Consider the following 24,196-nt stretch of genomic DNA (forward strand, 5'->3'; position numbering starts at 1 on the left):
TCCATGGCACTCGATTTAGTAAACTACGAAAAGAAGGCTCGGCTGGCGGTCAAGGCTTTTTGGGGTGGCCGTGAATCGGCAGCTCAGAAGCAGCTTGTTTCAGGCAAAGTGGATCAAGGCAGCCGTGGAGCGGTCACTGGCGGCAAGAACATGGATGGCTTCATTCAGATTGTGACTGACTTGGTTCATGCCAATGGATTCTCGCATGCTGAGATTCACTTGGAGCGCAAGGTCCTGACTCTTCCCGGGTATTTCAGACCTACCAAGCTGTGGGACCTGCTGATACTGAACAAGGGAAAGTTGATTGCAGCTTTGGAGTTCAAGTCACAGGTGGGTCCATCCTTTGGAAACAATTTCAACAACCGCACCGAAGAGGCCATCGGCACTGCTCATGACTTTTGGACCGCGTATCGTGAAAAGGCGTTTGGCGAAGAAGCGGCAAAGCCCTTCGTCGGGTGGCTCATGCTCGTGGAGGATGCACCAGAATCACGCACCCCCGTGCGGGACGCATGTCCACATTTTGCGGTCTTCCCTGAATTTCAGAAGGCTTCCTATCTTGACCGATACAACATCCTTTGCAAAAAGCTCGTTCGTGAGCAGCTCTATACCAGCGCAACCATTCTGGCTTCACCCAGATCGGCATCACGCGACGGTGCATTCACAGGACTGAGCGAGATGACCAGTTTCAAAAGTTTCATCACAAGCTTTGCTGGTCATATCGCAGGCGCAGCGGCCGCAAATCCATAAATCAAACAGGCCAAACGCCCTCACTTCAGCGTGAGCTCCGCGAGATAGATCGCGGTGATCGTCTTCCCTGCGGCGTCTTTTTCGTGGCTGGAGTAGTAGGAGACGAGGGCGCGTTTGTCTGAGAGCGCGATGAAGCCGGGGTAGGAATTGTCGCCGCCGCTGGGGAGTTCGGCGAACTCTTGCAGGACATCGCCGACGAGCCAGCAGAGCGAGGTCTTGGCGCCCTGCTCTTTGGTGGTCTTGCGTCCGCCGACGAGGGTGTGCTCTCCCCATTTCACGACGAGCGGGCCGCCCACGGGGCGATCGAGGCTCTGGCGGCTCCACTCGGTGAAGGGTGGCTGGGAGCGAATGACGAGGGCGTTCTTGCCGCCGCCATGACGACCGATGGCGAGCAGGCTGCCGTCTTTCTCAAAGAGAAACGCGGTTTCGTCTCCGGCGGTTTCGGTGAAGTAGACGCGCTTTTTCCAGATGAGGCCGTCATCGCTTTCCAGCATGAGGGACTGCACCTTGTCGCCCTCGCCTTTGGGGCCGATGTCGTAGCCGGGCTTGCGCCGGCCGCAGAGGTAGGCCTTGCCACCGGAGGCGGCGGCGCGCCAGATGTAGAGGCCGAAGGTGCCCTCCAGCAGCTCGGGCTCGCTCCACTTCGTGCCATCATCGCTCCAGGTGGCGAAGCCGAGCATCTTGTTCATGTCGTAGTCCTTGGGCTGGATGCTGCCGGGGCCGCTCCACCAGGTGCCGGTGTACACGAAGAGCCGGTCTTTGAAGACGAGGAAGTGGGGATCACGCGTGTCGCGGTCTTTGACGGCAAAGCGGTGCACCTGCGTCCACGTGGCGCCGTCATCCGCGCTGCGCATGACGATGGCGGAGGCGGTGTTGAAAACCATGTGGCCGTCCGGGCAGCTGCGGAAGCAGAGGTAGAGCTGGCCGCGAAAGCGCACGAGATCCGTGAAGGCATTGTGCTCCCCGTTGTGGAAGATGCGGCGGATGTTGCTGACGGTGACCTGCGGCGGTGTGTCCGCAGCCTGGGCGGAACCCAGCAGCAGGAGAGCGAGTGTGGTGAGGATGTGGCGCATGAGGAAAGGATTCAATGAAGGGCCCAAAGCAGGTGATGGAGCCGCCGGAACCGTTTCCTACAACGCTGGATCAGCCGCCGTTTCATGTGGAAATCTTCGTTGCATGGAACTCGTGCTCATCACTGCCGAGGTGCCCTCACCGGCCTTTCGGACCGGCGACGAATCCAAGAAAGCAGCCACGTGACCAAGGCTGCAAGAGGCAGGGACGGAGCGACGGCGGTGAAAAGCCGGAAGCCCTCGGTATAGTGCTCGGAGTAAGCATAGGTGCTGTTGTAGTAGACATCGTAGTCCAGGTCATGGCCGTAAAGCTGCCAGAACAGGAACGATAATCCTGCGGCGGCAGAAGAAAAGACTGCCGAGCAGAGGATCGTCGCCTTAGTTTTCATTCACACGGATTTCCGGCTGCACGGTTCTTGTTTTTGAATGCTCCCTAAAACCTACCACCATCCACCATGAACTGCTGCGCGGTGCAGGCGGCGCCATCGTCGGCGGCGAGGAAAAGGACTATCTGCGCAAACTCCTCCGGCAGGATGCGGCGTTTGATCGCCTGATCCCTCATCGTGCCCGCCTCTCCTTCGGGCGACCACCATTTGGTGAGCTGCCGCTCGGTGGGCACCCAGCCGGGCAGCACGGTATTCACGCGCACGCCATGGGGGCCTAAGGTGCGAGCCATGGTGCGGGTGATGCCCTCCACCGCGGACTTGGCGATGGCGTAGCCGGGAAAGAAATCCTCCTGCATCATGTAGCTGCTGGAGCCGATGTTGATCACGGAGCCGTGCGCAGCGGCGATCATCTGCGGCGCCAGGGCCTGGATGGCGAAGAAGTAATGCCGCAGGTTGGTGTGGATCCGGTTGTCAAAATACTCGGGCGTCACGTCCTGCCATTCGTGGCGGTCGTCATTGGCGGCGTTGTTCACGAGCACGGTCACGCTGCCGAGATCCCGCACCGCCGCCGCACAGGCCGCCTTCAGCGCCTCGATATCCAGCAGATCGACCTCATAAAACAACGGCGCATGCGCCACGTCCGCGTCCTTGCAGCGCTTGATCGTCGCCTGCGCATAGGCCACGTTTTTGTCCACAAACGCCACCCGGCTGCCCTGCCGCGCAAACTGCTCCACCAGCGCACTGCCGATGCCATCCGCACCGCCCGTGATGAAAACAGTGCGGTCCACAAGCGAAGGATAACGGGCGTATTGGGCAGGCATAAGAGGTGGGCCGATAGCTGACTCCTGCCGGCGCAAATGCCAGATAAAAGATCAGAAAGGATGGCGTGCGGGGGATGGCGAGCGGTTAAGATGGGTGAACGCGGATTGTGGTGAGGTTGCCGAGTGATGGAATCATTGCTGGGAGCGCCGACATTTTGTCGGCTCCGGCGTGGGCCCCCTGATGCACGGACTGGCCCCCTTTCCTCATGGATCAACGCATCAGGGACGTTCGCCCAGAGCCGACAGAATGTCGACGCTCCCAGTACAGACGGCCTTGGCGTCCCAGTTTCCCCCGCTTTCCAAATCCACGATCATCGCGCTTCACTTCGTGCCATTCATGCCCGGCATCATGCATCCGGTGAAGTGACGGCGGGCTGCGTCGTGGGAAAATGCTCCTTGCTGCACTCGGGGCAGATGCCGTGGGACACGCTGGCCTCGGTGTGTTTGGCGATGTAGGAGGCCACATCGTCCCAGTAGCCCTGATCATCGCGCACCTTTTTGCACCAGGCGCACATGGGCAGCAGTCCCTGCAGGGTGCGGACTTCATCCAGCGCCTGCTGCAGCTCCGCGATCGTGCGATCACGCGCCTCCACGGCCGCACGCCGCGCGAGGTCCTGAAGGTGAAGCTGGCGTGCCGTGGCAAGGACGAGCACCGTGAAGAAGACCAGGGTGCAGACGACGAAGAACGCCGCCCCGGCGGGCGAATCATACAGGCCAGCATTCCTCCCGCCCATCCTGAGCCAGCCGAGCAGCAGCGGCAGCAGGATGGCCGCCGGCAGCAGCCGCCGCGCCATGATGCCGCCCGTGGTCTCGCTGAACAAAAGGTCCTTCGCCTGCCCGGCCTCGTGCATGGCGCAATACAGGCCCGCGCAGAGCAGCAGAAACCCCAGCGAGGTATGAATGGCCATGCCGGTGATCTGGCTGATGCCCACCTGAAACACGAAGCCAAAGAGGTGCCCCACCAGATTCGCCAGGGCAAGGAAGGCCACGCAGACCAGCAGCGCACGGGATACCACATTCCACCAGCCACGCCTGCGGCCGGCGGAAAGCAGGAGCGCCACGCCAAAGAATACAAAACTCACGGCCGTCTGCGATGACATGCGGCCCGGGGTGTACTTGCTCGTCGCACGCGCCGGCTCCTGAATCAGCCGATTGTCGATGCCAAGATCCAGCCCGGAGATGTGCTCCACCAGCGTGAGCCCGCCGGTCAGGATGACGAGGCCCGCGCAGATCTGCCCCATCCGCCGGCAGCACAGGCTGCGGCAGGCCGCCGCGCCGCGCAGGGAGAGCCCCGCAAGGAGGAAGACCAGCGCCGCATTGAACTTCATGGCGATGCTTCCCGGCACGATGCGCTTGAGCAAAGACACATCAAAGATCCATCCGGCGATGGCCGCGCCCCCGATGCCGATCACCAACAGACTGAAGAGATTGGTCCAGCGGGCGAGCCCGGGATGAGTCATGGGAGGAACCGGCATGCGCAGTGTGAAAAAGACGGGAGTCGAAAGGTGATGGAGGGGGGAAGGATCGTAGGCAGCCGTGCACGTCTGTCATACCAAATGGCGGATCACCCACTGCCCTTTGACCTCATGAATCAGCAGAACGCAATACTCGCAGCATGAAACGCAATCCCGGCACAACCACTCCGCTGTCACCGGACTTCAGCGGCACCTTGGGCATCCGCCGCAGGAGTGACCGCGGGCGTCTTGGGATAGAGCGGAGTCTTGGGGCAAGGATCTCCCGTGGGGAGGTCTTCAGGAAGCGGGTCCAGGTAGGGCAGCGGGCCCATGTATCTATGCCAGTTGCCGCGCTCGAGCCCCAATCGTTGCCGCAGTGTCCCAAACCCAAACCTAGGACAATCGACCAGTGGATAATACCGCGCGTTGAAGGCCTTGTCCGCAGCCGACAGCGGGTCGGTAGCCACCACCGGCGCAGGCTGCCGCATCTGCGCGCTGAGCACCGCAAAGCACGCGATCAAGCCCCCGCACAGGATCAGGATGAGGCCCATGCTGAAGCCCGCGCCCGAACCCGACAGCATCGCCGTGAGGCGGTACGAAGCACCCGTGGATGGAAGGCGAATGCTGCTGGCCATGCCCCGCTTATACGGGATCGGCGGAAGAGGTGTCAATGATTTCGCACGGGGGGCTGTTTCCCAGGCGGGTGATGGATCGGGAAAAACTCTGGGTCGGGAGAAGGCACACATTTCCCCCCAAGACCACGCTCTTCTGGTGCGTGGAATAGGCGCACGCCATTCAGCCCTCGCCTTTCGCTCATTTTCCATCCTCGTTGAACCATCCCTGACATGCCCCGCCCCATGAAACTGCTCTGTCTGATTTGCCTCCCCGGGCTCTTGGCCGCCACGGCCCATGCCTCCGTGATGCATCTGATCGCCGGTCCTGGCCTCGAAGGGGAGCCGCGACGCGTGCTGGAGGAGGCGACTCGAACTCTCACGGCCACCGGCAAGGGCGTGGCGGCGCTTGAGCAGGTGATCTCCAGCTTTCCGCCGGAGGTGCTGGACAGCCTGGGCACCAGCTCCAGCCACGGATACACCGATCCGACCCTCGAAGCGGCCCTGCAAGCCCTCCAGGCGTGGTACTCCATCGACTTCCTCGAAGAAACGATGCAAAGCGGCTCCGACGACGCGGCTTTTTGGGCGCTGCGGAAGCTCGCCCATCAAGCCATCAACGGCCCGCATCCAGGCGAGGACACCGACAGCACGCGCCGTCTGGTGGCCGTCCACGGAGTGGTCACCCACGATGTCAAAACACGCCTGATCCCCGTCCTGGAAAAACTGCGCACGGCGAAGTCGGAGCGCACTCGCACAGAGGCCCTCAAATTCGCCCAGGGGCTCCTGCTGGACCGCGCGGCGTTTCTCCGATCGCTGCAGGAGAAAGAGGAAGAGGCCCTCAATGCCACCCTCAGGCAGATGCTGGACCGCGTGAGCATCGACCCGCACCTCACCCAAGAAATCTGGGCCGTCCTGACCCGGGCGCAGACTGACAGCCTCAGGGGCACCTGCCTGCGTTATCCCTGGCTCTTCCATTTGCCGGAATGGACAGCCGCCAAGTCAGCCCTGCTGGCACAATACCTCCGGCAGCCGGGCACCGCCGCGAACAGCAACGCCATCTCCGCGCTGTCGGCACTCGCCCGTTCAGACAATCCCCTGGCAGGCCAGATCCTTGCCGGCCTGCCCGTTCTCGACGATCAGGACCGCCAGGAACAGCTGGAGGAAATTCAGAGTCGGCACAGGAAACGCCACGCGCCCTAGATCGAAGTGCGGGCAAAAGATGCCGGGCATGAATGGCACTCGGTTAAGGCGGGTGATCGTTATTTTCGCTGGTCTGCCACGTCGCTGGGAACAGCGCCCACTGGGAGCGCCGATATTTTATCGGCTCTGGGCGAATGTCCCTGTGCCCTCGAAAGCGAATAAGGCTGACGTGAGACGGGTGGGTTGTTTCTACCTCAGGGGGCAGGAGCCAGAGCCGGTTAAAAACCGGCGCTCCCAGTACGGACTTCGCGGCCCATCCCTTCCCTGCCTACTCCCCGGCCTTGCCTTCTGCGGCACCGTCCTTCTTCACTTCCTCACCTTCCACCGGAAGATCCGGCAGCGGCGGGGAGAGGGCAAAAGATGCCGGGCATGAATGGCACTCGGTTAAGGTGGGTGATCGTTATTTTCGCTGGTCTGCCACGTCGCTGGGAACAGCGCCCACTGGGAGCGCCGATATTTTATCGGCTCTGGGCGAATGTCCCTGTGCCCTCGAAAGCGAATGAGGCTGACGTGAGATGGGTGGGTTGTTTCTACCTCAGGGGGCAGGAGCCAGAGCCGGTTAAAAACCGGCGCTCCCAGTACAGATCGCCGCGCGGCTCAATTCCCGCCAGCATTCAAAACCCACGATTCATGCTCTTAACCGAGTGCCATTCATGCCAGGCATTATGGTTTGAACAGGAACATGGGTGACACTTGTACCGGGCACATGAGTTCCACTGCCTGGTCCGTATTTTGAAGATGTTCACTGGCAGGCAGCGAGCGTCCGTGGTGCTTGGACATGGAAGGAGGCGGTGGCGGAGATGCGGCGTTTGCCCTCGTGGCGGAGCGCATTCCAGAGCCGGTTAAAAACCAGCGCTCCTGGTACGGACTTCGCGGCTTCGCGGCCCATACCCTTCCCTGCTTACTCCCCGGCCTTGCCTTCTGCGGCACCGTCCTTCTTCTCTTCCTCACCTTCCACCGGAAGATCCGGCAGCGGCGGGGGGAGATTGTCGATGATGTTCAGCAGCGGCACGCCACGCTCGACGGATTTGTCGAGGCGGAAGAAGAGCTGGGGGCTGCTGCGCAGTTTCACGCGCTTGTAGAGATCCCGCTGGATGAAGCCACGGGCCTTCACGAGCTTGGCCAGGGCGGCGTCCTGCTGGTGCGGCTTGCCGATGACACCCACGTACACAAAGCACTGCCGCATGTCCGGCGTGGGGCTGACGTCATGAATGGTCACGAGACAGCCTTCGTTGCGGAAATCCTTCTCGAGGATGGTGCTGAGCTCACGACGAATGAGCTCGCGTACTTTATCGACTCGGAGGGACATAGGGGCAGTTGAAAGGGGGCAGATTTCAGGTTCCGGTCAGAAGCGTGAATGGCACGCTCATGACCTGAAACCTGATACGACGGGCTGGATCAGAGAGTTTGGGCGATTTTTTCGAGTTCGTAGCACTCGATGACGTCGTTTTCTTCGTAGTCGCTGAAGCCGGAGAGCTTGATGCCGCACTCCATGCCGTTGCGGACTTCGTTGACTTCGTCCGTGAAGCGGCGCAGCGTTTCAAAGCCGCCGTCATACACAGCCTGGCCGCCACGCAGCACGCGGGCGCGCTGCTTGCGGTTCATGACACCGTCGGTGACGACGGAGCCGCCGACGAAGCCCTTGTTGACCTTGAAGACCTGCTTCACGCGGGCGTGGCCGATGACCTTCTCGCGGGTGATCGGATCGAGCAATCCGGCCATGGCTTCCTTCACCTGATCGATGAGTTCGTAGATGATGGAGTAGAGCTTGATCTGCACCGTCTCGCGCTTCGCCACGGTGAGGGCCTTGTTCTCCACCTTGACGTTGAAGCCGATGATGATGGCGTCCGAGGCGCTGGCCAGGAGGACGTCGGACTCGTTGATGGCGCCGACTTCCTGATGCAGGATGTCGAGGTTGCACTTGTCGCTCTTGATGTCGGTGAGGCACTTGGCCACCGCTTCCACGGAGCCCTGCACGTCGCACTTGAGGACAATTTTGAGGGCCTTCTTGTTGCTGTCCTCGATGCTGGCAAAGAGATGCTCCAGGGTGGAGCGGCGCGGCACGTTGAGCTTCTTCTGGCGGATCTCCTCCAGGCGCTCTTCGCTGAGCTTCTTCACGTCGCGCTCGCTGTTCATGACGACGACTTCGTCGCCCACATGCGGCATGTCGCTGAAGCCGATGACTTCGCAGGGCATGCCCGGAAGCACTTCCTTGATGGACTCGCCGCGGTCGTTGATGATCGCCTTGACCTTGCCCCAGAGCGGGCCGCAGATGAAGGCCTGGCCGACCTTGAGCGTGCCCTGGCCGACGATGACCGTGGCCACAGGGCCTTTGCCGGCCACCATGGAGGATTCGATGACCGTGGCACGAGGGGACGCCTTGGGGTCCGCCTTGAGCTCCAGCACTTCGGCCTGGAGGGACATGGTTTCGAGCAGGTTGTCGAGTCCGAGCCCGCTCTTGGCGGAGACTTCCATGACTTCGATCTCACCACCCCAGTCCACCGGCGCGAGTCCGATGTCCTGCAGCTGGCTTTTTACGCGCAGCACGTTGGCAGTAGGAAGGTCACATTTGTTCAGCGCGACCATGAGCTGCACGCCAGCGGCTTTCGCATGGCTGAGCGCTTCTTTGGTCTGCGGCATGATGCCGTCATCGGCAGCGATGACGAGCACCACGATGTCCGTGACTTTGGCACCACGGGCGCGCATGGCCGAGAAGGCGGCATGGCCGGGGGTGTCGATGAAGGTGATGGGCTTGCCGTTGTGCCAGATGCAGTAGGCGCCGATGTGCTGCGTGATGCCGCCGGCTTCACCGGAGGTGACCTGCGTCTTGCGCAGAGCATCCAGGAGGGAGGTCTTGCCATGGTCAACGTGACCCATGAAGGTGATGATCGGGGCGCGGAGCTCCAGTTTGTCCTCCTCCACCTCTTCAACGACCTGGGCCACAGGCTCGACGATGACTTCTTCCACCTTGTGGACGCCGCCGCCTTTTTCGCGCTTGTCGCGCTCCAGCTTGAAGCCGTGCTTCTCACAGATTTTCTCGGCGATCTCGATGTCGATGGCCTTGTCCGCGCTGGCGAAAACCTTGAACGCGATGAGTTCGGAAATGATCTTGAAGGGCTTGAGGCCCATCTTGTCCGCCAGATCCTTCACCACGATCGGCGGCTTCAGGTGGATGATTTTTTCACCGCTCTCACTGACCTCAAACTCCGGCACCACCACCTCGGCAGGAGGGGCATGCACGATCGGGACGATCGGCTTCGGCGGAGTGGGGTCGTTCAGCAGGGAGATGGGCGGCAGCGCGTTGTGCTGGGCGTTTTCGTCCACCGGGCGGCGGCGCACCTTCGGCTTCTCATCATCCTCAAAGAGGTTCAGCGCGGCGGCTTTGCGCTCGTCCAGCGTGGGCTTGGCGGGGACGACGGGCTGTGGCTCAGGCACAGGCTCCACGACTTTTTTGGCTCCCAGGGGCGGCAAGGCATTGCCCCCTCTGACCGGCCCTCTGCTCCGGGGCTTCTTTTCCTCAATCAACGACAGCACCTTCCCTTTGGCTTCTTTTTTGGGAGTGGCGCTATCGGCAGGCACAGCCGCCTCAACGACCTCGTCGGTGGGGGACTTGCTCTTTTTGGCGGAGGAGGGTTTGCTGGGCATGAGAGAATGAGAAGATCGGGCGAGCGGCGTGGGAGGCTGGCTGGTCGTGAGTTGGGGGTTGGTTTGAAATCGTTGTCATGGCGGCACAGGGGCTACTCCTTGGAAGGAGAGGAAGCATGTGCTGCGGCTTTGTCGAAAATCTGCTGGGCCAGGGCTTGGTCGCCATCCAGCACCTCGGCGATGTCAGAGACATCCACCCCGGTGGCCAGAGTTTTGAGATCACCCATGCCGCCTTGGGTCAGCTGGCGGGCCACATCCTCGGTGATGCCAAGGGCGTCCACGAGATGATGCACCGCGCTGCCCATCTGGCCTTCGAAGACCTCGGCGGCGTGTTCATCCTTCTCGATGACGAGATCCATGCCCACGAGGCGGGAAGTCAGGCGCGCATTCTGGCCGCGGCGACCGATGGCCTTCGAGAGGTCTTCGTCGCTGACGGTCAGGCGCGCTTCCTTCTTGTCCGTGTTCACGGAGATGGAGAGGACCTTGATCGGCTTGAGGGCTTCACGCACGAACTCGGCGGGGTCCGACTTCCAGCGGATGATGTCCACCTTCTCGTTGTTCAGCTCTCTTACAATATTCTTTACGCGTGCGCCACGCAGACCGACGCAGGCACCCACGGGGTCCACCTTTTCGTCGGCGCTGTGCACCGCCACCTTGGTGCGGTAGCCGGCTTCACGGGCGATGCTGGCGATCTCCACGGTGCGGTCACCGATTTCGCTGACTTCAAATTCAAACAGGCGGCGCACGAAATTCGGATGCGCACGGGAAAGGATGATCTCAGGGCCGCGGCCGCTGTCCTTTTCCACGGCTTTCACATAGAAGCGCATGCGGTCTCCGGGGGTGTAGTCCTCGGTGGACACACGCTCCTTGGAGGTCATCACGCCTTCAAACTTGCCGAGGTCCACGATCACGTCGGACTTTTCAAAGCGGCGCACCACGCCGCTGACGACGTCACCGGTGCGGTCCTTGAATTCTTCGTACAGATTTTCTTTCTCCGCCATGCGGAGGCGCTGCAGCATCGTCTGCTTGGCCGTCTGCGCGGCGATACGGCCCATGTTGTTGGGCGTGACTTCGACTTCGATCTCATCCCCCAGCACGGCGCTCTTCTTGAAGCGCTTGGCCGTTTCGAGCGGGAGCTCCTCCCAGCGGTTGGTGACAGTCTCCACCGCGATCAGTTTGGCGAAGGCTTTGATGGTTCCCTTGTCAGGGTCAATGTCGATGCGCAGTTCCCGGGCGGGACCGATGCTTTTCTTGGAGGCGGCGAGCAATGCCTGTGACAGGGCCTCGACCATTTTGGTTCGGTCGATTCCTTTCTCTTTCTCGTAATAGTCGAAGAGGGCTTTGAGTTCGCTGATCATATGAAATTCGTGTTTTCACCAGACAAAAAAGAGCGGGGAGGACCCCACTCTCGCCGTGAAAACGCTAATTCTGTCCGGGAAGGACGCGGATCATAAAGGAGGGCTAGGAATCAGCAAGCAGAAAAATTGTGTGGAAGTGCGCAGTTTTCTCAGGCGTTTTCATGAGGGCGGAGTGACACCGCCCCTTCACGCCCAACCATTCTCAACCATGCGCCCCCTGCTTTCCGCCCTTTTTGCCCTCGTCCTCGCCCCTCTGGTGGCATTTTCAGAACCTTCCGCCCCCAATATCGTTGTTATTTTTATGGATGATATGGGCTACGCCGATGTCGGCTGCTTCGGCGCTCAGGGCTATCAGACCCCGAACATCGACAAGCTGGCCGCCGATGGCCGCAAATTCACCAATTTCCACGTCGCCCAGCCCGTGTGCAGCGCCTCCCGCACCGCCCTGCTCACCGGCTGCTACCCGAACCGCGTGGGCATCCACGGCGCCCTGGGTCCGAATGCCAAGCACGGCATCAGCGCTAAAGAAACGACCCTGGCCGAACTGGTGAAACAAAAGGGCTACGCCACCGCCGCCGTGGGCAAATGGCACCTCGGCTCCCTGCCCCAGTTTCTCCCCACCCAGCACGGCTTCGACCAGTACTACGGCATCCCCTACTCGAACGACATGTGGCCCTTCCACCCCCAGGCCAAAAAGGGCGCCTACCCCAACCTGCCCATGATCGAAAACAACCAGGTCGTGGATGAAAATGTCACGCCCGAGGATCAAACACACCTCACCACTGACTACACCACCCGTGGCGTGCAGTTCATTGAGAAGAACAAAAATAAACCCTTCTTCCTCTACCTCGCCCACAGTATGGTCCACGTGCCCCTGTTTGTGAGCGACAAATTCAAGGGCAAGTCCGGCAAAGGCTTGTTTGGAGATGTCATGATGGAGGTGGACTGGTCCGTGGGCCAGATCGTGGAAACCCTGAAGAAAAACGGCCTCGAAGACAACACCTGGGTCATCTTCACCTCCGACAACGGCCCCTGGCTCAGCTACGGTGACAACGCCGGCAGCGCAGGCCCCCTGCGCGAGGGCAAAGGCACCTGCTGGGAGGGCGGCACACGTGTGAGCGGTATCATGAAATGGCCCGGGAAAATCCCCGCCGGCACCACCACGGACACCATGATGATGACCATTGATCTCCTGCCCACCATCGCCCACGTCATTGACGCGAAGCTGCCTGAGCACAAGATCGACGGCCTCAACTGCTGGCCCATCGTTTCCGGCGTGCCTGACGCCAAAAACCCGCACGATTTCTACGCCTTCTACTACGAGCAAAATCAGCTCCAGGCCATCAGCAGCGGAGACGGCCGCTGGAAGCTGCAGCTCCCCCACACCTACCGCAGCCTGCCCACAGACATCCCCAAGGCCACCGGCGGAAAACCCGTCAATTACAAGCAGGTGAAGATCGAGCAGCCCGAGCTCTACGATCTCTACGGCGACCTCAGCGAATCCAAGAACGTCGCCGCCCAAAATCCGGACGAAGTGGCCCGCCTGCAGAAGCACGCCGAGACCATCCGCGCCGAACTCGGAGACAGCCTAATGAAGCAGCCCAAAGGCACCGGCACCCGCGAAGCGGGGAAGTAGGAGGCACACTGCCAGGAAGGAGGAGGATCAAGTTGATCCCCCTCTGCTCATTCATTTTTGCGAATGCCTCATTGCGAATTGTCATTCAGGCGAGCATAGGTTTAAATTTACCCTCTTAACCATAACCCAGCCACTCCCCTCTCCCTCCCAGTCATGATTGATGTTCAGGAACTCACCAAGCAGTATGCCGGACGCACTGCGGTGAACAACATCTCCTTCCATGTGGAACCGGGGGAGATCGTGGGCTTTCTGGGCCCGAACGGAGCTGGAAAATCCACCACGATGCGCATCCTCAGCGGCTACATGCCGGCCACCTCGGGGCGGGCCACCGTGGGAGGGTTTGACGTCTTTCACCAGTCCATCCAGGTGCGCCAGTCCGTGGGCTACATGCCGGAAAATGCCCCGCTCTACATGGACATGCGGGTCAAAGAGTACCTGAAATTCCGCGCCGAATTGAAAGGGCTCTCCGGCCTGACCATGCGCCGCCGCATCGGTGAGGTCATGGAGCTCACCGGCGTCACCGACATGCGGAAGCGCCTCATCGGCAATCTCTCCAAAGGCTACCGCCAGCGAGTCGCGCTGGCAGATGCCCTGGTGCACAAGCCCAAGCTGCTCATCCTCGACGAGCCCACCAACGGCCTCGACCCCGTGCAGATCCGCCATGTGCGCGACCTCCTGCGCAATCTGAAGGCCAAGCACACCGTGCTGCTTTCCACGCATATCCTGCATGAAGTGGAGCAGACCTGCGACCGCGTGATCATGATCCATCAGGGCCGCATCCGCGCCAATGACACGCCGGCGAACCTCACGCGCCAGCTGCGCTCCACCACGCTGCTGCATTTGGAAATCGAAGGCACCGGCAATCTGGCGGAAAAACTCTCCGCCATCAGCGCCGTGCGCAAGGCCAACGAGGAAGATCTGCTCGTTCAACCCTGGCGGCGCTTCACCCTGCGGGTGGAACCCGATCACGACGTGCGCGAGCAAGTGATGGAACTCGCCATGAAGGAAAAATGGCGCATCCGCGAAATGCACCTCCAGCTCCCCACCCTGGAGGATGTCTTCGTCGAACTTTCCATGAACGCGGGCACCCCCACCGACATTCCCACCCACGTCCTATGAGGATATTCTGGATTCTGCTCAAGAAAGAACTGCACTCCTTCTTTGTCTCCCCCGTCGCCTACGTGGTGCTGGCGCTGGTCATGGTGCTGAATGGTTTCGCCTTCCGCGCGGCCCTCTCCGTGCTGGAAAATGCCCCCAGCGAAGGCTCCATCGTCAGCTGGACCTTTCACGCCATGTGGTTCTGGCTGTCCTATTTCTTCATCTTCCCGCTGCTGACCATGCGCCTCTTTGCCGAGGAGAAAAAGCTGGGCACGCTGGAGACTCTGTTCACCGCGCCGGTGCGTGCGTGGCAGGTGGTCGGCTCCAAATACCTCGCCGCCGTCATCGTCTACTGCGTGCTGTGGCTGCCCAGCCTGTTCAATTTCAAGTTTGCCCACTGGATCTCCGCCGGACAGGTGGAGCTGCCTTCGGGAGCCATGGCCGGCGCCTATCTCATTCTGGTGGTGATGGGCATGTTCAATCTCGCCGTCGGCTGCTTCGCCTCGTCGCTGACTGCCAATCAGATCGTCGCCGCCATCATCTCCTTCACCCTGAGCCTGATGCATTTCCTGCTGGGCATCTTCATCATGGTCGTGGGCCGCAAGATTTCCGACACCATCGTGGACATCGTCAATTACTTCGCCGCCACGGAGCACATCCGCATCTTCACCGCCGGCCTCATCGACAGCCGTCCCATCATTTACTACCTCAGCATGTCGCTGCTTTTCCTCTCCTTCACCCACCACGTGGTTGAGTTCCGCCGCTGGCGCCCGTGAGCCGATAAATCCAACACCATGCCGGATTCCGAACAGAACAACCCGCCAGCCAGCGCCGCCGCCAAACCCATGCCGAAGCGTTACGGCATCGGCCTGAATGTCGCCATGCAAGTCCTTCTGGCACTGGCGCTGTTTGCGGGTGTCAACCGCCTCAACTACTACCACTACTGGCGCTGGGATCTCAGCCCCAGCCAGGACTACACCCTCAGCCCCGCCACCCTCAAATACCTCGACAGCCTGACGCGCGATGTGCAGATCAACATCGTCTTTGGCCGTGATTCCAAGGTGTATGGCGAAGTGCAGTCCCTCCTGGAGGAATACCACCTGCACGGCAGGCAGCGCATCAAGGTGCGCTCCATTGATCCCGTGCGCGACATCGAGCGCGCCGAGCAGCTCAAGGCAGACACCGGCCTCTCGCTGGCTCAAAACGGCGTGCTCATCCGCTGCGGCGCCAACAAGCGCTTCATCACCGAAGAGGAGCTCGTGGTCCGTGAAAAGGGCACCAGCACCAACAAGCAGATCATCGAATTTCGCGGTGAAGACGCCATCTCATCCGCCCTCATCTCCGTCGTGGAAGGCCGCGTGCGCAAGTTCTACTACGTCGTCGGCAAAGGCAGCCGCTCCGGTCTGGGTCAGAGCGACTCCTACAACGCCGCCATTGATCTTGGCAGGCAGCAGAACTTCGAAGTCATTCAGGTGAATCTCTCCGAAGTCGCCCACATTCCCACGGACGCCGACGGCCTGATGATCCTGGGCTCACGCTATGACTTTTCCGAACGTGAGATCGTCATGCTCAACAATTACTGGCAGTCCAAGCGGGCCGGCATTTTCATCATGCTCGATCCCGGCGGTGAAACCGCACGCCTCAACGCCTTCCTCACCGCCAACGGCCTGCATCCCCGTGGCGACCGCGTCTTGATGGCGGAGAGCACCAGCACCGGCCCCAAGAAGGAATTCACCGTGCTGGGAGAATTCGCCAAGGAGGTCCCCTTCATCCGCCATCTGACCTCTTCCGCCATCACACTGGCCGGGCAGACGGAATCCCTGGAAATCATCCCGGAGAACATCTCGCTCAAGGAGCAGTCCATCAGCGTCAAGCCGCTGATCCAGGCCGCACCGCGCTACTGGGGTGAAAAGCAGTTTCTGGAGGAACTGCCCGTCGCCGACGAAGAGGACACGCTGCCGCCCATCTACGTGGCTGCCAGCATCGAGCGTGGCGCCGTGGGAGACGAAACCCAGCGCGCGGACACCTCGCGCATGGTGGTGGTTTCAAACGCCACCCTGCTGGACAAGCAGACCATGCTCGCCGTCAGCCGTGACTTCGCCGCCGCCGGCCTGAACTGGCTGATGAACCGCGAAAGCTTCATCGGCATCCCCGCCAAATCCAAACACTCCTACCGCATTCAGCTCACCAACAAGCAGCATGAGCTGATCTTCTGGATCACCTCCATCACCCTGCCGGGCGCCGTGCTCGGCTTCGGTTTCATGGTCTGGGCCAGCAGGCGGGCCGCATGAGCACCGACTTTGACGCATGAGCGCACGCACCACTCTCCTTCTCTTTCTGCTCGTGGCCGCCATGGGCGCGATCATCCTTGGCATCGAGCGTTACTTCCCCTCTGTCATCGAGGACCGTGAGGTCCGGCGTGGCCCCACCCGCTTCGAACGGGAGAAAGTCACCCGCATCGAAATCCTCACCGCTGAAAACGTGCCGCTCACCCTCGTGCGTGACGGCAACGCATGGAGAGTCGAGGCTCCCTATGACGATCTGGCAGATCCGCAGAAAGTCGCCGCACTCATTCTCACCCTGCATGGCGTCGAATGGATCGAGCGCATTCACCCGGAGCAGTTTGACGGCGCTGAGTGGCAGAAAACCGGCCTGGACAAACCCCGCTTCAAAGTACGCCTCCTCGCCGGAGATGCACCGCTTTACGAATGCTGGTTCGGCTCCCCTGCGGCCGTCGAAAACAGCCTTTACATCGGCATTCCAAATGCCGCCCACAAAGACATTGCGTGGTACCTCGCCAAAAGTGAAGCGCCGATGGTCCTGCAGATTCCCGCCGCCTCCTGGCGCGATCCCAAGCTTCTGCGTCTGCCGGCCGAAGTCATCACCAGCATCACCCTGAGCCAGCCCTCAGGGCAGATCGTCCTCAGCCGTGAAAATGAGCATGCGCCATGGCTGCTCGAAAAACCGCTCAAAACACGCGGCAGCAAAGAGCGCATCACCGAACTGCTCTCCACCATTCTGAACATCGAAATCACCGAGGCCAAGGACGTCACCGCCACGGCCAAGGAAGACGCGCAGACCGCCCATGCCGATGAAATCAAAGTCACCGTGGAGTCCAAGACACGCGGCAAATCCTACGAGTTCACCGTCAAGAAACCTGCCGATGAGAAACAGGCGGTCACCACCGCCACCACCGCCTATCGCAAACCTGCCTTCACGGTCGTCGCCAAAAACCTCCTCGGCCTCTGGGTCGGTCCAAATGCCCTGCGCGACCACCTGCTGGCGCAGATCGACGGGGAGCACCTGGACTTCATCACCATCACCAGCAAGACCCACCCGGAGATCAATCTGCGCAACGAAGGCGGCTCCTGGTACCTGCAGCGCCATGGCAAATGGGACCCCGCCAACGGCGAACGTGTCTCACGCTGCCTGGACGCGCTCAACAGCTATGAAATCCTCCAGTTCGCCGCAGATTCCGCCGCAGACCTGACTCCCTTTGGCCTGGACGATCCCTTCCAGACCGTCACCTGGACCCCGCAGCGTGAAAAGCCGGTGAAGCTCATGTTTGGCCACAATGCGGAAAGCACCCAGTTCTTTGCCAAATACGACAGCGAGCCCTTCATCTACCGCATTGACGCCTCCCTGCTGCCATCCCTGCCCACCGACGGCATCAAATGGAAAGGCCTCGGAGCCCTCCGCTTCACCACCTTCGCCCTGCGTAAAATCACCATGGCTCAAGGTGCCTTTGCCCCCACGATCCTCGACTACAACCCCGTCTCCGCCGAATGGAAAGCCTCACGCGGCGGCCATGACATCACCGCCGAACTCGACCGCGTCAAAGCCGACCAGCTCGCCGCCAGCCTCTCACGCTTCACAGTGCAGGACTGGGCCGCCGACCGCAGCGATGCGCTGCAGGCCTTGAAAACCCCCTTCCTCACCATTCAGATCGTCCTCGGCGAGCCCGGCCGCCTCGACGGCCCCCTGCGTGAGATCGAAATCCTCTTCTCCCCGACCCAGCCGAATGCCAGCACGGCCTTCTACTTTGGCCAGATCAAAAACGATCCCGACATTTTCTACATCACCAACAACGCCCTGCTGCAAATCGCCGGCATCAACATCTTCAAGCCCAAGCAGGCGAAGTAGTTAAAAAGTGAAAGAGCACTCAGCCCACCAAGTGAGGTGGACGAGTGCTCCGTATGAATCGAAATCGGCGCTTTCGAACCAAGGTTCAATCCTTCTTGAACCACCCCTTCACCTTCGTGAAGAAGCCTTTCTTCTCGGCGGTTGAACCACGTGCCGCAGGGTCTGCCGTGGCGACGGGAACAGTAACAGGCAGGCTTTGATCCCAGCCGCCGCCGAGCGCCTTGATCAAGCTGACGCTGGCGATCAAGCGCTGTCCGGCGAGCGTGGCGCAGGCACGCTGGGTGGCAAGCAGCGAGCGGTTTGCCTCGATCACATCCAGGTAGGGGCTCGTGCCCGCTTCATAGCGTGCATGCGCGATCTCAGCGGCTTTTTGAGCGCTGTCACGCGCACGGTGCTGAGCCTCGGCTTGAGTGCTGAGGTTGCGCAGCGCAGCGAGCGCGTTTTCCACGTCGCTGAAGGAGACAAGCACGGCCTGCCGGTAGTTCGCCAGGGCCTCATCGTGCGCAGCACGGCTGCGTTCAGCGGCCGCCCGGTTCTTGCCACCCGCCAGCAATGGCACGCTGATGCTGGGCCCCACATTCCAGTTGAGGCTGCTGAGCTCGAAAAGCTTGGCCGAATCACCACTGAGATAGCCACCGTGACCGATCAGCTTGATGCTGGGAAAGAAGTTCCCTTTCACCACACCAATCTGCGCCGTGGCAGAGGCGAGCGTGCGTTCTGCGGCTGCCACATCGGGGCGGCGCTCCAGCAGGTCGGTGGGCACGCCCACAGGAATGCCCGGAGGTGTGGGCAGCAGGCTGGCATTGCCCCCGAGCTTGAAGGCGCTGGGATTCGTGCCGGTCAGCAGGGCGATGCCGTTTTCAAGCTGATCGCGCTGATTCTGCAGCGCACTCACCTCCGCCTCGGCGGTGGCCACTTCCGTCTCCGCCTGCGCCTGTTCCAGTTCGCTGCCTGCACCGGCTTTCACTCGGGCACGGGCGATGTCCAGCGCCTGCCTGCGCCAGCCGACGGCGGCACGCACGGTCTGCAGTTCGCCATCAAGAGCGCGGATGCGGAAGTAATTGGTGGCGACATCCGCATGCATTCCGAGCAGCACATTCTGCATCATGCTGGCGGCGGCGGAAGCATCTGCACGCGCGCTTTCCACCTGCCGGCGGATCTTGCCCCACAGATCCAGCTCCCAGGTGAAGTCGAGCGGCACATTGTAGCTCGGCCCCACGTAATGCAGGCCGTTCAGCGGAAAGGCGCTCGGCATGTTCGGCGAGGTGCGCTGCGTGGTGAAAACCGAGTTGATGTCCGCACTCGGAAAGAACGCGGCACGGGCGATGCCGGTGCCGGCACGCGCCTGGTCAAAGCGTGCGACTGCGGCCTTCAGCGTCTGGTTGTGCGCCGTGGCGCGCGCCATGAGATCGTTCAGCCGGGCATCACCAAACACGCGCCACCAGTCGCCTTTGGGCAGTGAGTCCAGCGGACGCGTTTCCCGCCAGCGGATGGCGGATTTGTAGTTCGGTGGTGTCACCGTTTCAGGACGTTCGTAGTCCGGCCCGATTTGAGCGATGGCACTGGTCGCGAGGAGGAATGAAAGGAGGATGCGCATAACAGGGATCAATGAGGAACAGGAAGGGCGTCGGCAGGAATCTCAGCGGCAGGAGCGGCAGTCTTTTTCTTGTGCCCCATCATCACCAGCACATAGAACACCGGTGTGAAGAACAGACCGAGAAAGGTCACCCCGATCATGCCGGCAAACACCGCAGTGCCCATGGCGCGGCGCATTTCAGCACCCGCCCCCGTGGAAACAACCAGCGGATACACACCCGCGATGAAAGCGATGGACGTCATCAAAATCGGACGCAGACGCAGACGCAGACGGCAGGACTCAATGGCCGCCTCCAGGGGGCTCAGGCCATGATCGAATTTCTCCTTCGCAAACTCCACGATCAGAATGGCATTTTTGCACGCGAGGCCGATCAGCACGATGAAGCCGATCTGTGTGAAGATGTTGTTGTCACCGCCGGTGATCATCACACCTGCCAGCGCAAACAGCAGGCACAGCGGCACGATCAGAATGATGGCCAGCGGCAGGCGCAGGCTTTCATACTGAGCGGCCAGCACCATGAACACCAGCAGGATGCAGAGCGGGTAAATGTAGATGGCCGTGTTGCCTGCGATGATCTTTTGGTAGGTGAGATCGGTCCACTCAAATTCAAATCCTCCCGGCAGGCCGTCTTTGGCCAGCTGGGAGATCAGCTCCTCGGCCTGGCCGGAACTCAGCGGCGGCAGCGGTGCTCCGTTCAGATCTGCGGCAAGGTAGCCGTTGTAATGCGTGACGCGATCCGGCCCGAAGCCCTCCTTCACTTTCACCAGCGAGCCCACGGAAACCATCTCTCCCGCCATGTTGCGAGTCTTGAGCCGCGTGATGTCGCTGGGATTGTCGCGGAACTGCTGCTCCGCCTGCGCGACCACCTGATAGGTGCGGCCAAAGCGATTGAAATCGTTCACATACAGGCTGCCCAGATTGATCTGCAGGGTCTCAAAGAGATTCGCGAGCGGCACCCCCTGAATCTTCGCTTTCTCACGATCCACATCCGCCTCGATCTGCGGCACGTTGACGGTGTAGCCGGAGTAAACCTGCGTGAGCTTCTGGGTGCCGTAGGAGGCGCCGACGAGCTTCTGCGTGGCCTGATAAAGCGCCGCGTAGCCCTGGTTGCCACGGTCTTCCACCATGAGCTTGAATCCGCCCGTGGTGCCGATGCCGTTGACCGGCGGTGGCGGAAACATCATCACCATCGCATCCTGAATGGCCATGAATTTGCCATTGAGAGTGTTGGCAATCGCAGCGCCGCTCAGTTCAGGCTTGGTGCGGTCTTCGAAATTGTCGAGACCGACGAACACGATGCCGGCATTCGGGCTGATGGTGAAACCTTGAATCGACAATCCTGGGAAGGCGATGGCGTCCTTCACACCCGGCTCGTCCATGGCGATCTGGGACATGCGGCGCATGACGTCGTCGGTGCGGTCCAGCGAAGCGCCATCTGGCAGCTGCGCAAAGCCGACGAGGTACTGCTTGTCCTGTCCGGGCACGAAGCCCTCAGGCACGATTTCAAAGCCTTTCCACGTCGCCCACACCAGCCCGCCGTAGATGATGACGGCGATGACGCTGAAACGGATGATGCGCTTCACCATGCCGACATACATGTTGGACGACCACTCGAAGAAGCGGTTGAACGGCCGGAAGAACCAGCCAAACAGCCCGTCAATAATCTTCGTGAGAATGTCCCGTTTGTCGCCATGGCCTTTCAGCAGCAAGGCGGACAGCGCAGGGGAAAGCGTGAGCGAATTGATGGCCGAGATCACCGTGGAGATGGCAATGGTGACGGCAAACTGCTTGTAGAACTGTCCGGTCAGCCCGCTGATGAAGGCGGTGGGAATGAACACCGCGCACAGCACCAGCGCCGTGGCGATGATGGGCCCGGTCACCTCCGTCATGGCCTGCTGCGTTGCCGCCAGCGGCTTGAGGCCGTTGCTGATGTTGCGCTCCACGTTTTCGACAACCACGATCGCATCATCCACCACGATCCCAATCGCCAGCACCAGGCCGAAGAGCGACAGGTTGTTGATGGAAAAGCCGAGCGCGTGCATGACCGCAAAGGTGCCCACGAGGGACACCGGCACCGCTGCCAGCGGAATGATCGAAGCACGCCAGGTCTGCAGGAAGAGCACCACCACGAGCACGACAAGCAGCAGTGCCTCGATGAGCGTGTGAATGACCGCATCGATGGATTTCTCCACGAACACGGTGGGGTCATAGGCGATCGCATAATCCACGCCCTCGGGCATTTTCTTCTTCAGCTCCGTCATGCAGGAACGCACCGCCTGTGAGACAGCCAGCGCATTCGCACCGGGAAGCTGGAACACCCCCATGCCGACGGCACGCTTATTGTTGAGCAGGGCGCGCAGCGAGTAGTCTCCCGATCCCATCTCAGCACGTGCCACATCACGCAGGCGGAGCTTTTCGCCATTCGGCCCGATTTTGACAATGATCTGGTCAAACTCCTCCTCGCTGATGAGACGCCCCTTGGCATTCACCGTCAGTTCAAACGAGGCTTCTTTGGTCGGCTGCTGGCCGATGGTGCCTGCCGCCACCTGGATGTTTTGTTCGCGGATCGCATTCACGATGTCGCCGGAGGTCAGGCCGCGCGCCGCCGCCTTGTCAGGATCAATCCACACGCGCATCGCATAGTCGCCACCGCCGAAGATGTTCACCTGGCCGACGCCCGAAAGACGCGTGAGCTCATCCTTCACATTGAGCGTCGCGTAGTTGCGCAGGTAGATCTCGTCATAGCGTTCGTTGGGGGAGAGCAGATGCACCACCAGCGTCATGTTGGGTGACGACTTCACCGTGGTCACCCCAAAGCGGCGCACTTCCTCCGGCAGCTTGGGCAGCACCTGGGCCACGCGGTTTTGCACCTGCATCTGCGCCAGGTCCAGCTCCGTGCCGATCTTGAAAGTCACGGTCAGCGTCATCACGCCGTTCGCCGTGCTTTGCGACGACATGTAGAGCATGTTTTCGATGCCGTTGATCGTCTGCTCCAGCGGCGAAGCCACGGTTTCGGCGATCGTCTTCGGATTCGCACCCGGGTACGTCGCCGTCACGATGACCGTGGGCGGCGCGACTTCGGGGTACTCGGAAATCGGCAGTTGAAACAGGGAGATGGTGCCGAGGATGAAGATCAGCAGCGACAGCACGCCCGCAAAAATGGGGCGCGTGATGAAGAAACGGGAAATGTTCATGGAAGCGTGGTGGGGTTGTGGCGCTTCGCGGTTACTTGGCCGCCGTTTCCTTGGCTGGGGCGGCCTCCGTGGGCTGCACCGGCATGCCGGGCTGAGGCAGACGCGCCTGCCCGTTGACGATGATCTTGTCCCCTGCCACCAGGCCGCTGCGAATGATGCGCTTGCCGTCGATGTTCGGCCCTAGCACGATCGGCTTGTAAACCGACAGCGCAGGCGTTTTGGATTGATCGATCCCCAGCACAAACTTGTTGGCCTGATCGGTGAGGATGCTTTTTTCATCCACCAGCAGCGCCTTGTACTTGCCCGTCATCGGGATGCGGATGCGCGCAAACAAACCGGGGGTGAGAATGTTGTCGGTGTTCGAAAACTCAGCGCGCAGCACCATGCTGCCCGTGCCTGCATCCAGGCGGTTGTCATAGGACTCAATGTGCCCTTTGTGCGGGAAGTCCTTCTCATTGGAAAGCTGGAGCTCCACCGGCACACGACCGTCGCCGTTGGTGAAGGTCGTCTTGCTGCGTTGCATCTCTTGCAGCTTCAGCAGGCTGTTTTCGTCGATATCCGCATACACATAGACAGGGTCCACGGTGACGATGGTCGTGAGCAGCGTCGTGCCCGCCGTGACGAAATTGCCCGTGGTGGTGATCGCACGGCTGATGCGACCGCTGATCGGTGCTTTGACCGAGCTGTGTTCGAATTCGATCTCCGCGCTGTGCTGTGCTGCCTTGGCGGCCTCCAGCCCGGCTTTCGCCTGCAGGTTCATCGACTCACGCGCCTCCGCCTGCTCTGGGGCGATGGCTTTCGCCGCCAGCAGGGTCTGCACGCGGTCAAACTCCCGCTTCATCGCCATGGCATTCGCCTCCGCCCGCGCCACCTCGGCCCCCGTGGCACGCAGCCGCGTCTCAAACGGACGCTGGTCGATGGTGAAGAGCACATCCCCTTTCTTGACCAAGGCCCCGGCCTGGAAGTGGACTTCGGTGATGTAGCCGGACACGCGGGGCTTCAGGTCCACCGTCTCCACCGGCTCGACGCGCCCCGTGAACTCCTCCCACTCGACGAGTTCTTTCTGCTCAACCGGTGCGAGCGTCACCGGGGCCGGAGGCATCTGACCGCCGCCGTGGCCGCCCGCAGGCGGTTTGCCACAGGCAGCGAGGAGCAGGACGAATGGGAGGAGGGTTTGGAGTTTCACGGGGCGCGTTGGTTTTGGGGTGGGAAGTTGACCAGTTGGTTAATTTGAAA

Annotated in this window: 18 protein-coding genes; 7 read left to right on the forward strand and 11 right to left on the reverse strand. The window is 61.0% G+C overall.

Annotation, left to right across the window (positions count from 1 at the left end):
* Window positions 1-3: 3 nt before the first annotated feature.
* Complete coding sequence (locus AC3RLQ_RS11585) at window positions 4-747, forward strand: PaeR7I family type II restriction endonuclease (protein WP_487689465.1); 744 nt, start codon at window positions 4-6, stop codon at window positions 745-747.
* A 20-nt stretch (window positions 748-767) separates the two neighbouring features.
* Here the strand turns inward: AC3RLQ_RS11585 and AC3RLQ_RS11590 are convergent, their stop codons facing one another.
* The 5 genes from AC3RLQ_RS11590 to AC3RLQ_RS11610 all read right to left on the reverse strand — a co-directional run bounded on the left by AC3RLQ_RS11590 (window position 768) and on the right by AC3RLQ_RS11610 (window position 5,113).
* Complete coding sequence (locus AC3RLQ_RS11590; RefSeq protein ID WP_493037198.1) at window positions 768-1,820, reverse strand: sialidase family protein; 1,053 nt, start codon at window positions 1,818-1,820, stop codon at window positions 768-770.
* Between the two features lie 119 nt (window positions 1,821-1,939).
* On the reverse strand, window positions 1,940-2,206 hold the full coding sequence (locus AC3RLQ_RS11595; RefSeq protein WP_493037200.1) for a hypothetical protein: 267 nt from the start codon (window positions 2,204-2,206) through the stop codon (window positions 1,940-1,942).
* 44 nt (window positions 2,207-2,250) lie between these two features.
* A complete protein-coding gene (locus AC3RLQ_RS11600; RefSeq protein ID WP_493037202.1) occupies window positions 2,251-3,024 on the reverse strand; it encodes an SDR family NAD(P)-dependent oxidoreductase in 774 nt (257 codons plus the stop codon).
* A gap of 347 nt (window positions 3,025-3,371) precedes the next feature.
* On the reverse strand, window positions 3,372-4,484 hold the full coding sequence (locus AC3RLQ_RS11605; RefSeq protein ID WP_493037204.1) for a hypothetical protein: 1,113 nt from the start codon (window positions 4,482-4,484) through the stop codon (window positions 3,372-3,374).
* 188 nt (window positions 4,485-4,672) lie between these two features.
* On the reverse strand, window positions 4,673-5,113 hold the full coding sequence (locus AC3RLQ_RS11610) for a hypothetical protein (protein WP_493037206.1): 441 nt from the start codon (window positions 5,111-5,113) through the stop codon (window positions 4,673-4,675).
* 210 nt (window positions 5,114-5,323) lie between these two features.
* Between AC3RLQ_RS11610 and AC3RLQ_RS11615 the strand changes: the two genes are divergently transcribed.
* Complete coding sequence (locus AC3RLQ_RS11615; RefSeq protein ID WP_493037208.1) at window positions 5,324-6,289, forward strand: hypothetical protein; 966 nt, start codon at window positions 5,324-5,326, stop codon at window positions 6,287-6,289.
* A gap of 901 nt (window positions 6,290-7,190) precedes the next feature.
* On the opposite strand, the gene rbfA is transcribed toward AC3RLQ_RS11615, so the two are convergent.
* The 3 genes from rbfA to nusA form a co-directional block, all read right to left on the reverse strand.
* Window positions 7,191-7,598, reverse strand: coding sequence for a 30S ribosome-binding factor RbfA (gene rbfA, locus AC3RLQ_RS11620; protein WP_461527710.1), 408 nt, complete (start codon window positions 7,596-7,598; stop codon window positions 7,191-7,193).
* Between the two features lie 89 nt (window positions 7,599-7,687).
* Window positions 7,688-9,934 (reverse strand): translation initiation factor IF-2, encoded by a 2,247-nt coding sequence (gene infB / locus AC3RLQ_RS11625; RefSeq protein ID WP_493037210.1) that lies wholly within the window; start codon window positions 9,932-9,934, stop codon window positions 7,688-7,690.
* Between the two features lie 92 nt (window positions 9,935-10,026).
* Entirely contained in the window at window positions 10,027-11,292 is a 1,266-nt protein-coding gene (gene nusA, locus AC3RLQ_RS11630) for a transcription termination factor NusA (RefSeq protein WP_493037212.1), read from the reverse strand.
* Window positions 11,293-11,500: 208 nt separating this feature from the next.
* On the opposite strand from nusA, the gene AC3RLQ_RS11635 reads away from it, so the two are divergent.
* The 5 genes from AC3RLQ_RS11635 (at window position 11,501) to AC3RLQ_RS11655 (ending at window position 18,169) form a co-directional block, all read left to right on the forward strand.
* A complete protein-coding gene (locus AC3RLQ_RS11635) occupies window positions 11,501-12,928 on the forward strand; it encodes a sulfatase family protein (protein ID WP_493037214.1) in 1,428 nt (475 codons plus the stop codon).
* 153 nt (window positions 12,929-13,081) lie between these two features.
* On the forward strand, window positions 13,082-14,047 hold the full coding sequence (locus AC3RLQ_RS11640) for an ABC transporter ATP-binding protein (RefSeq protein WP_493037216.1): 966 nt from the start codon (window positions 13,082-13,084) through the stop codon (window positions 14,045-14,047).
* On the forward strand, window positions 14,044-14,802 hold the full coding sequence (locus tag AC3RLQ_RS11645; protein WP_422320979.1) for an ABC transporter permease: 759 nt from the start codon (window positions 14,044-14,046) through the stop codon (window positions 14,800-14,802). Before AC3RLQ_RS11640 ends, AC3RLQ_RS11645 begins: the two co-directional genes overlap by 4 nt.
* Before the next feature lie 18 nt (window positions 14,803-14,820).
* Window positions 14,821-16,317: a DUF7088 domain-containing protein gene (locus AC3RLQ_RS11650; RefSeq protein WP_493037219.1), complete on the forward strand. Its 1,497-nt coding sequence runs from the start codon at window positions 14,821-14,823 to the stop codon at window positions 16,315-16,317.
* Between the two features lie 16 nt (window positions 16,318-16,333).
* On the forward strand, window positions 16,334-18,169 hold the full coding sequence (locus AC3RLQ_RS11655) for a DUF4340 domain-containing protein (protein ID WP_493037221.1): 1,836 nt from the start codon (window positions 16,334-16,336) through the stop codon (window positions 18,167-18,169).
* 85 nt (window positions 18,170-18,254) lie between these two features.
* Here the strand turns inward: AC3RLQ_RS11655 and AC3RLQ_RS11660 are convergent, their stop codons facing one another.
* Genes AC3RLQ_RS11660 through AC3RLQ_RS11670 form a run of 3 tightly spaced genes read right to left on the reverse strand, consistent with a single transcriptional unit; the run spans window position 18,255 to window position 24,146 of the window.
* Window positions 18,255-19,766 carry an efflux transporter outer membrane subunit gene (locus AC3RLQ_RS11660; protein ID WP_493037223.1) on the reverse strand — a complete coding sequence of 504 codons (1,512 nt, stop codon included), beginning with the start codon at window positions 19,764-19,766 and terminating at the stop codon, window positions 18,255-18,257.
* An 8-nt stretch (window positions 19,767-19,774) separates the two neighbouring features.
* Entirely contained in the window at window positions 19,775-22,960 is a 3,186-nt protein-coding gene (locus AC3RLQ_RS11665; protein ID WP_493037225.1) for an efflux RND transporter permease subunit, read from the reverse strand.
* 31 nt (window positions 22,961-22,991) lie between these two features.
* Complete coding sequence (locus AC3RLQ_RS11670; RefSeq protein WP_487689428.1) at window positions 22,992-24,146, reverse strand: efflux RND transporter periplasmic adaptor subunit; 1,155 nt, start codon at window positions 24,144-24,146, stop codon at window positions 22,992-22,994.
* Window positions 24,147-24,196 lie beyond the last annotated feature (50 nt).

This window comes from Prosthecobacter sp. GW821-HT29F12 (genome assembly GCF_058803405.1).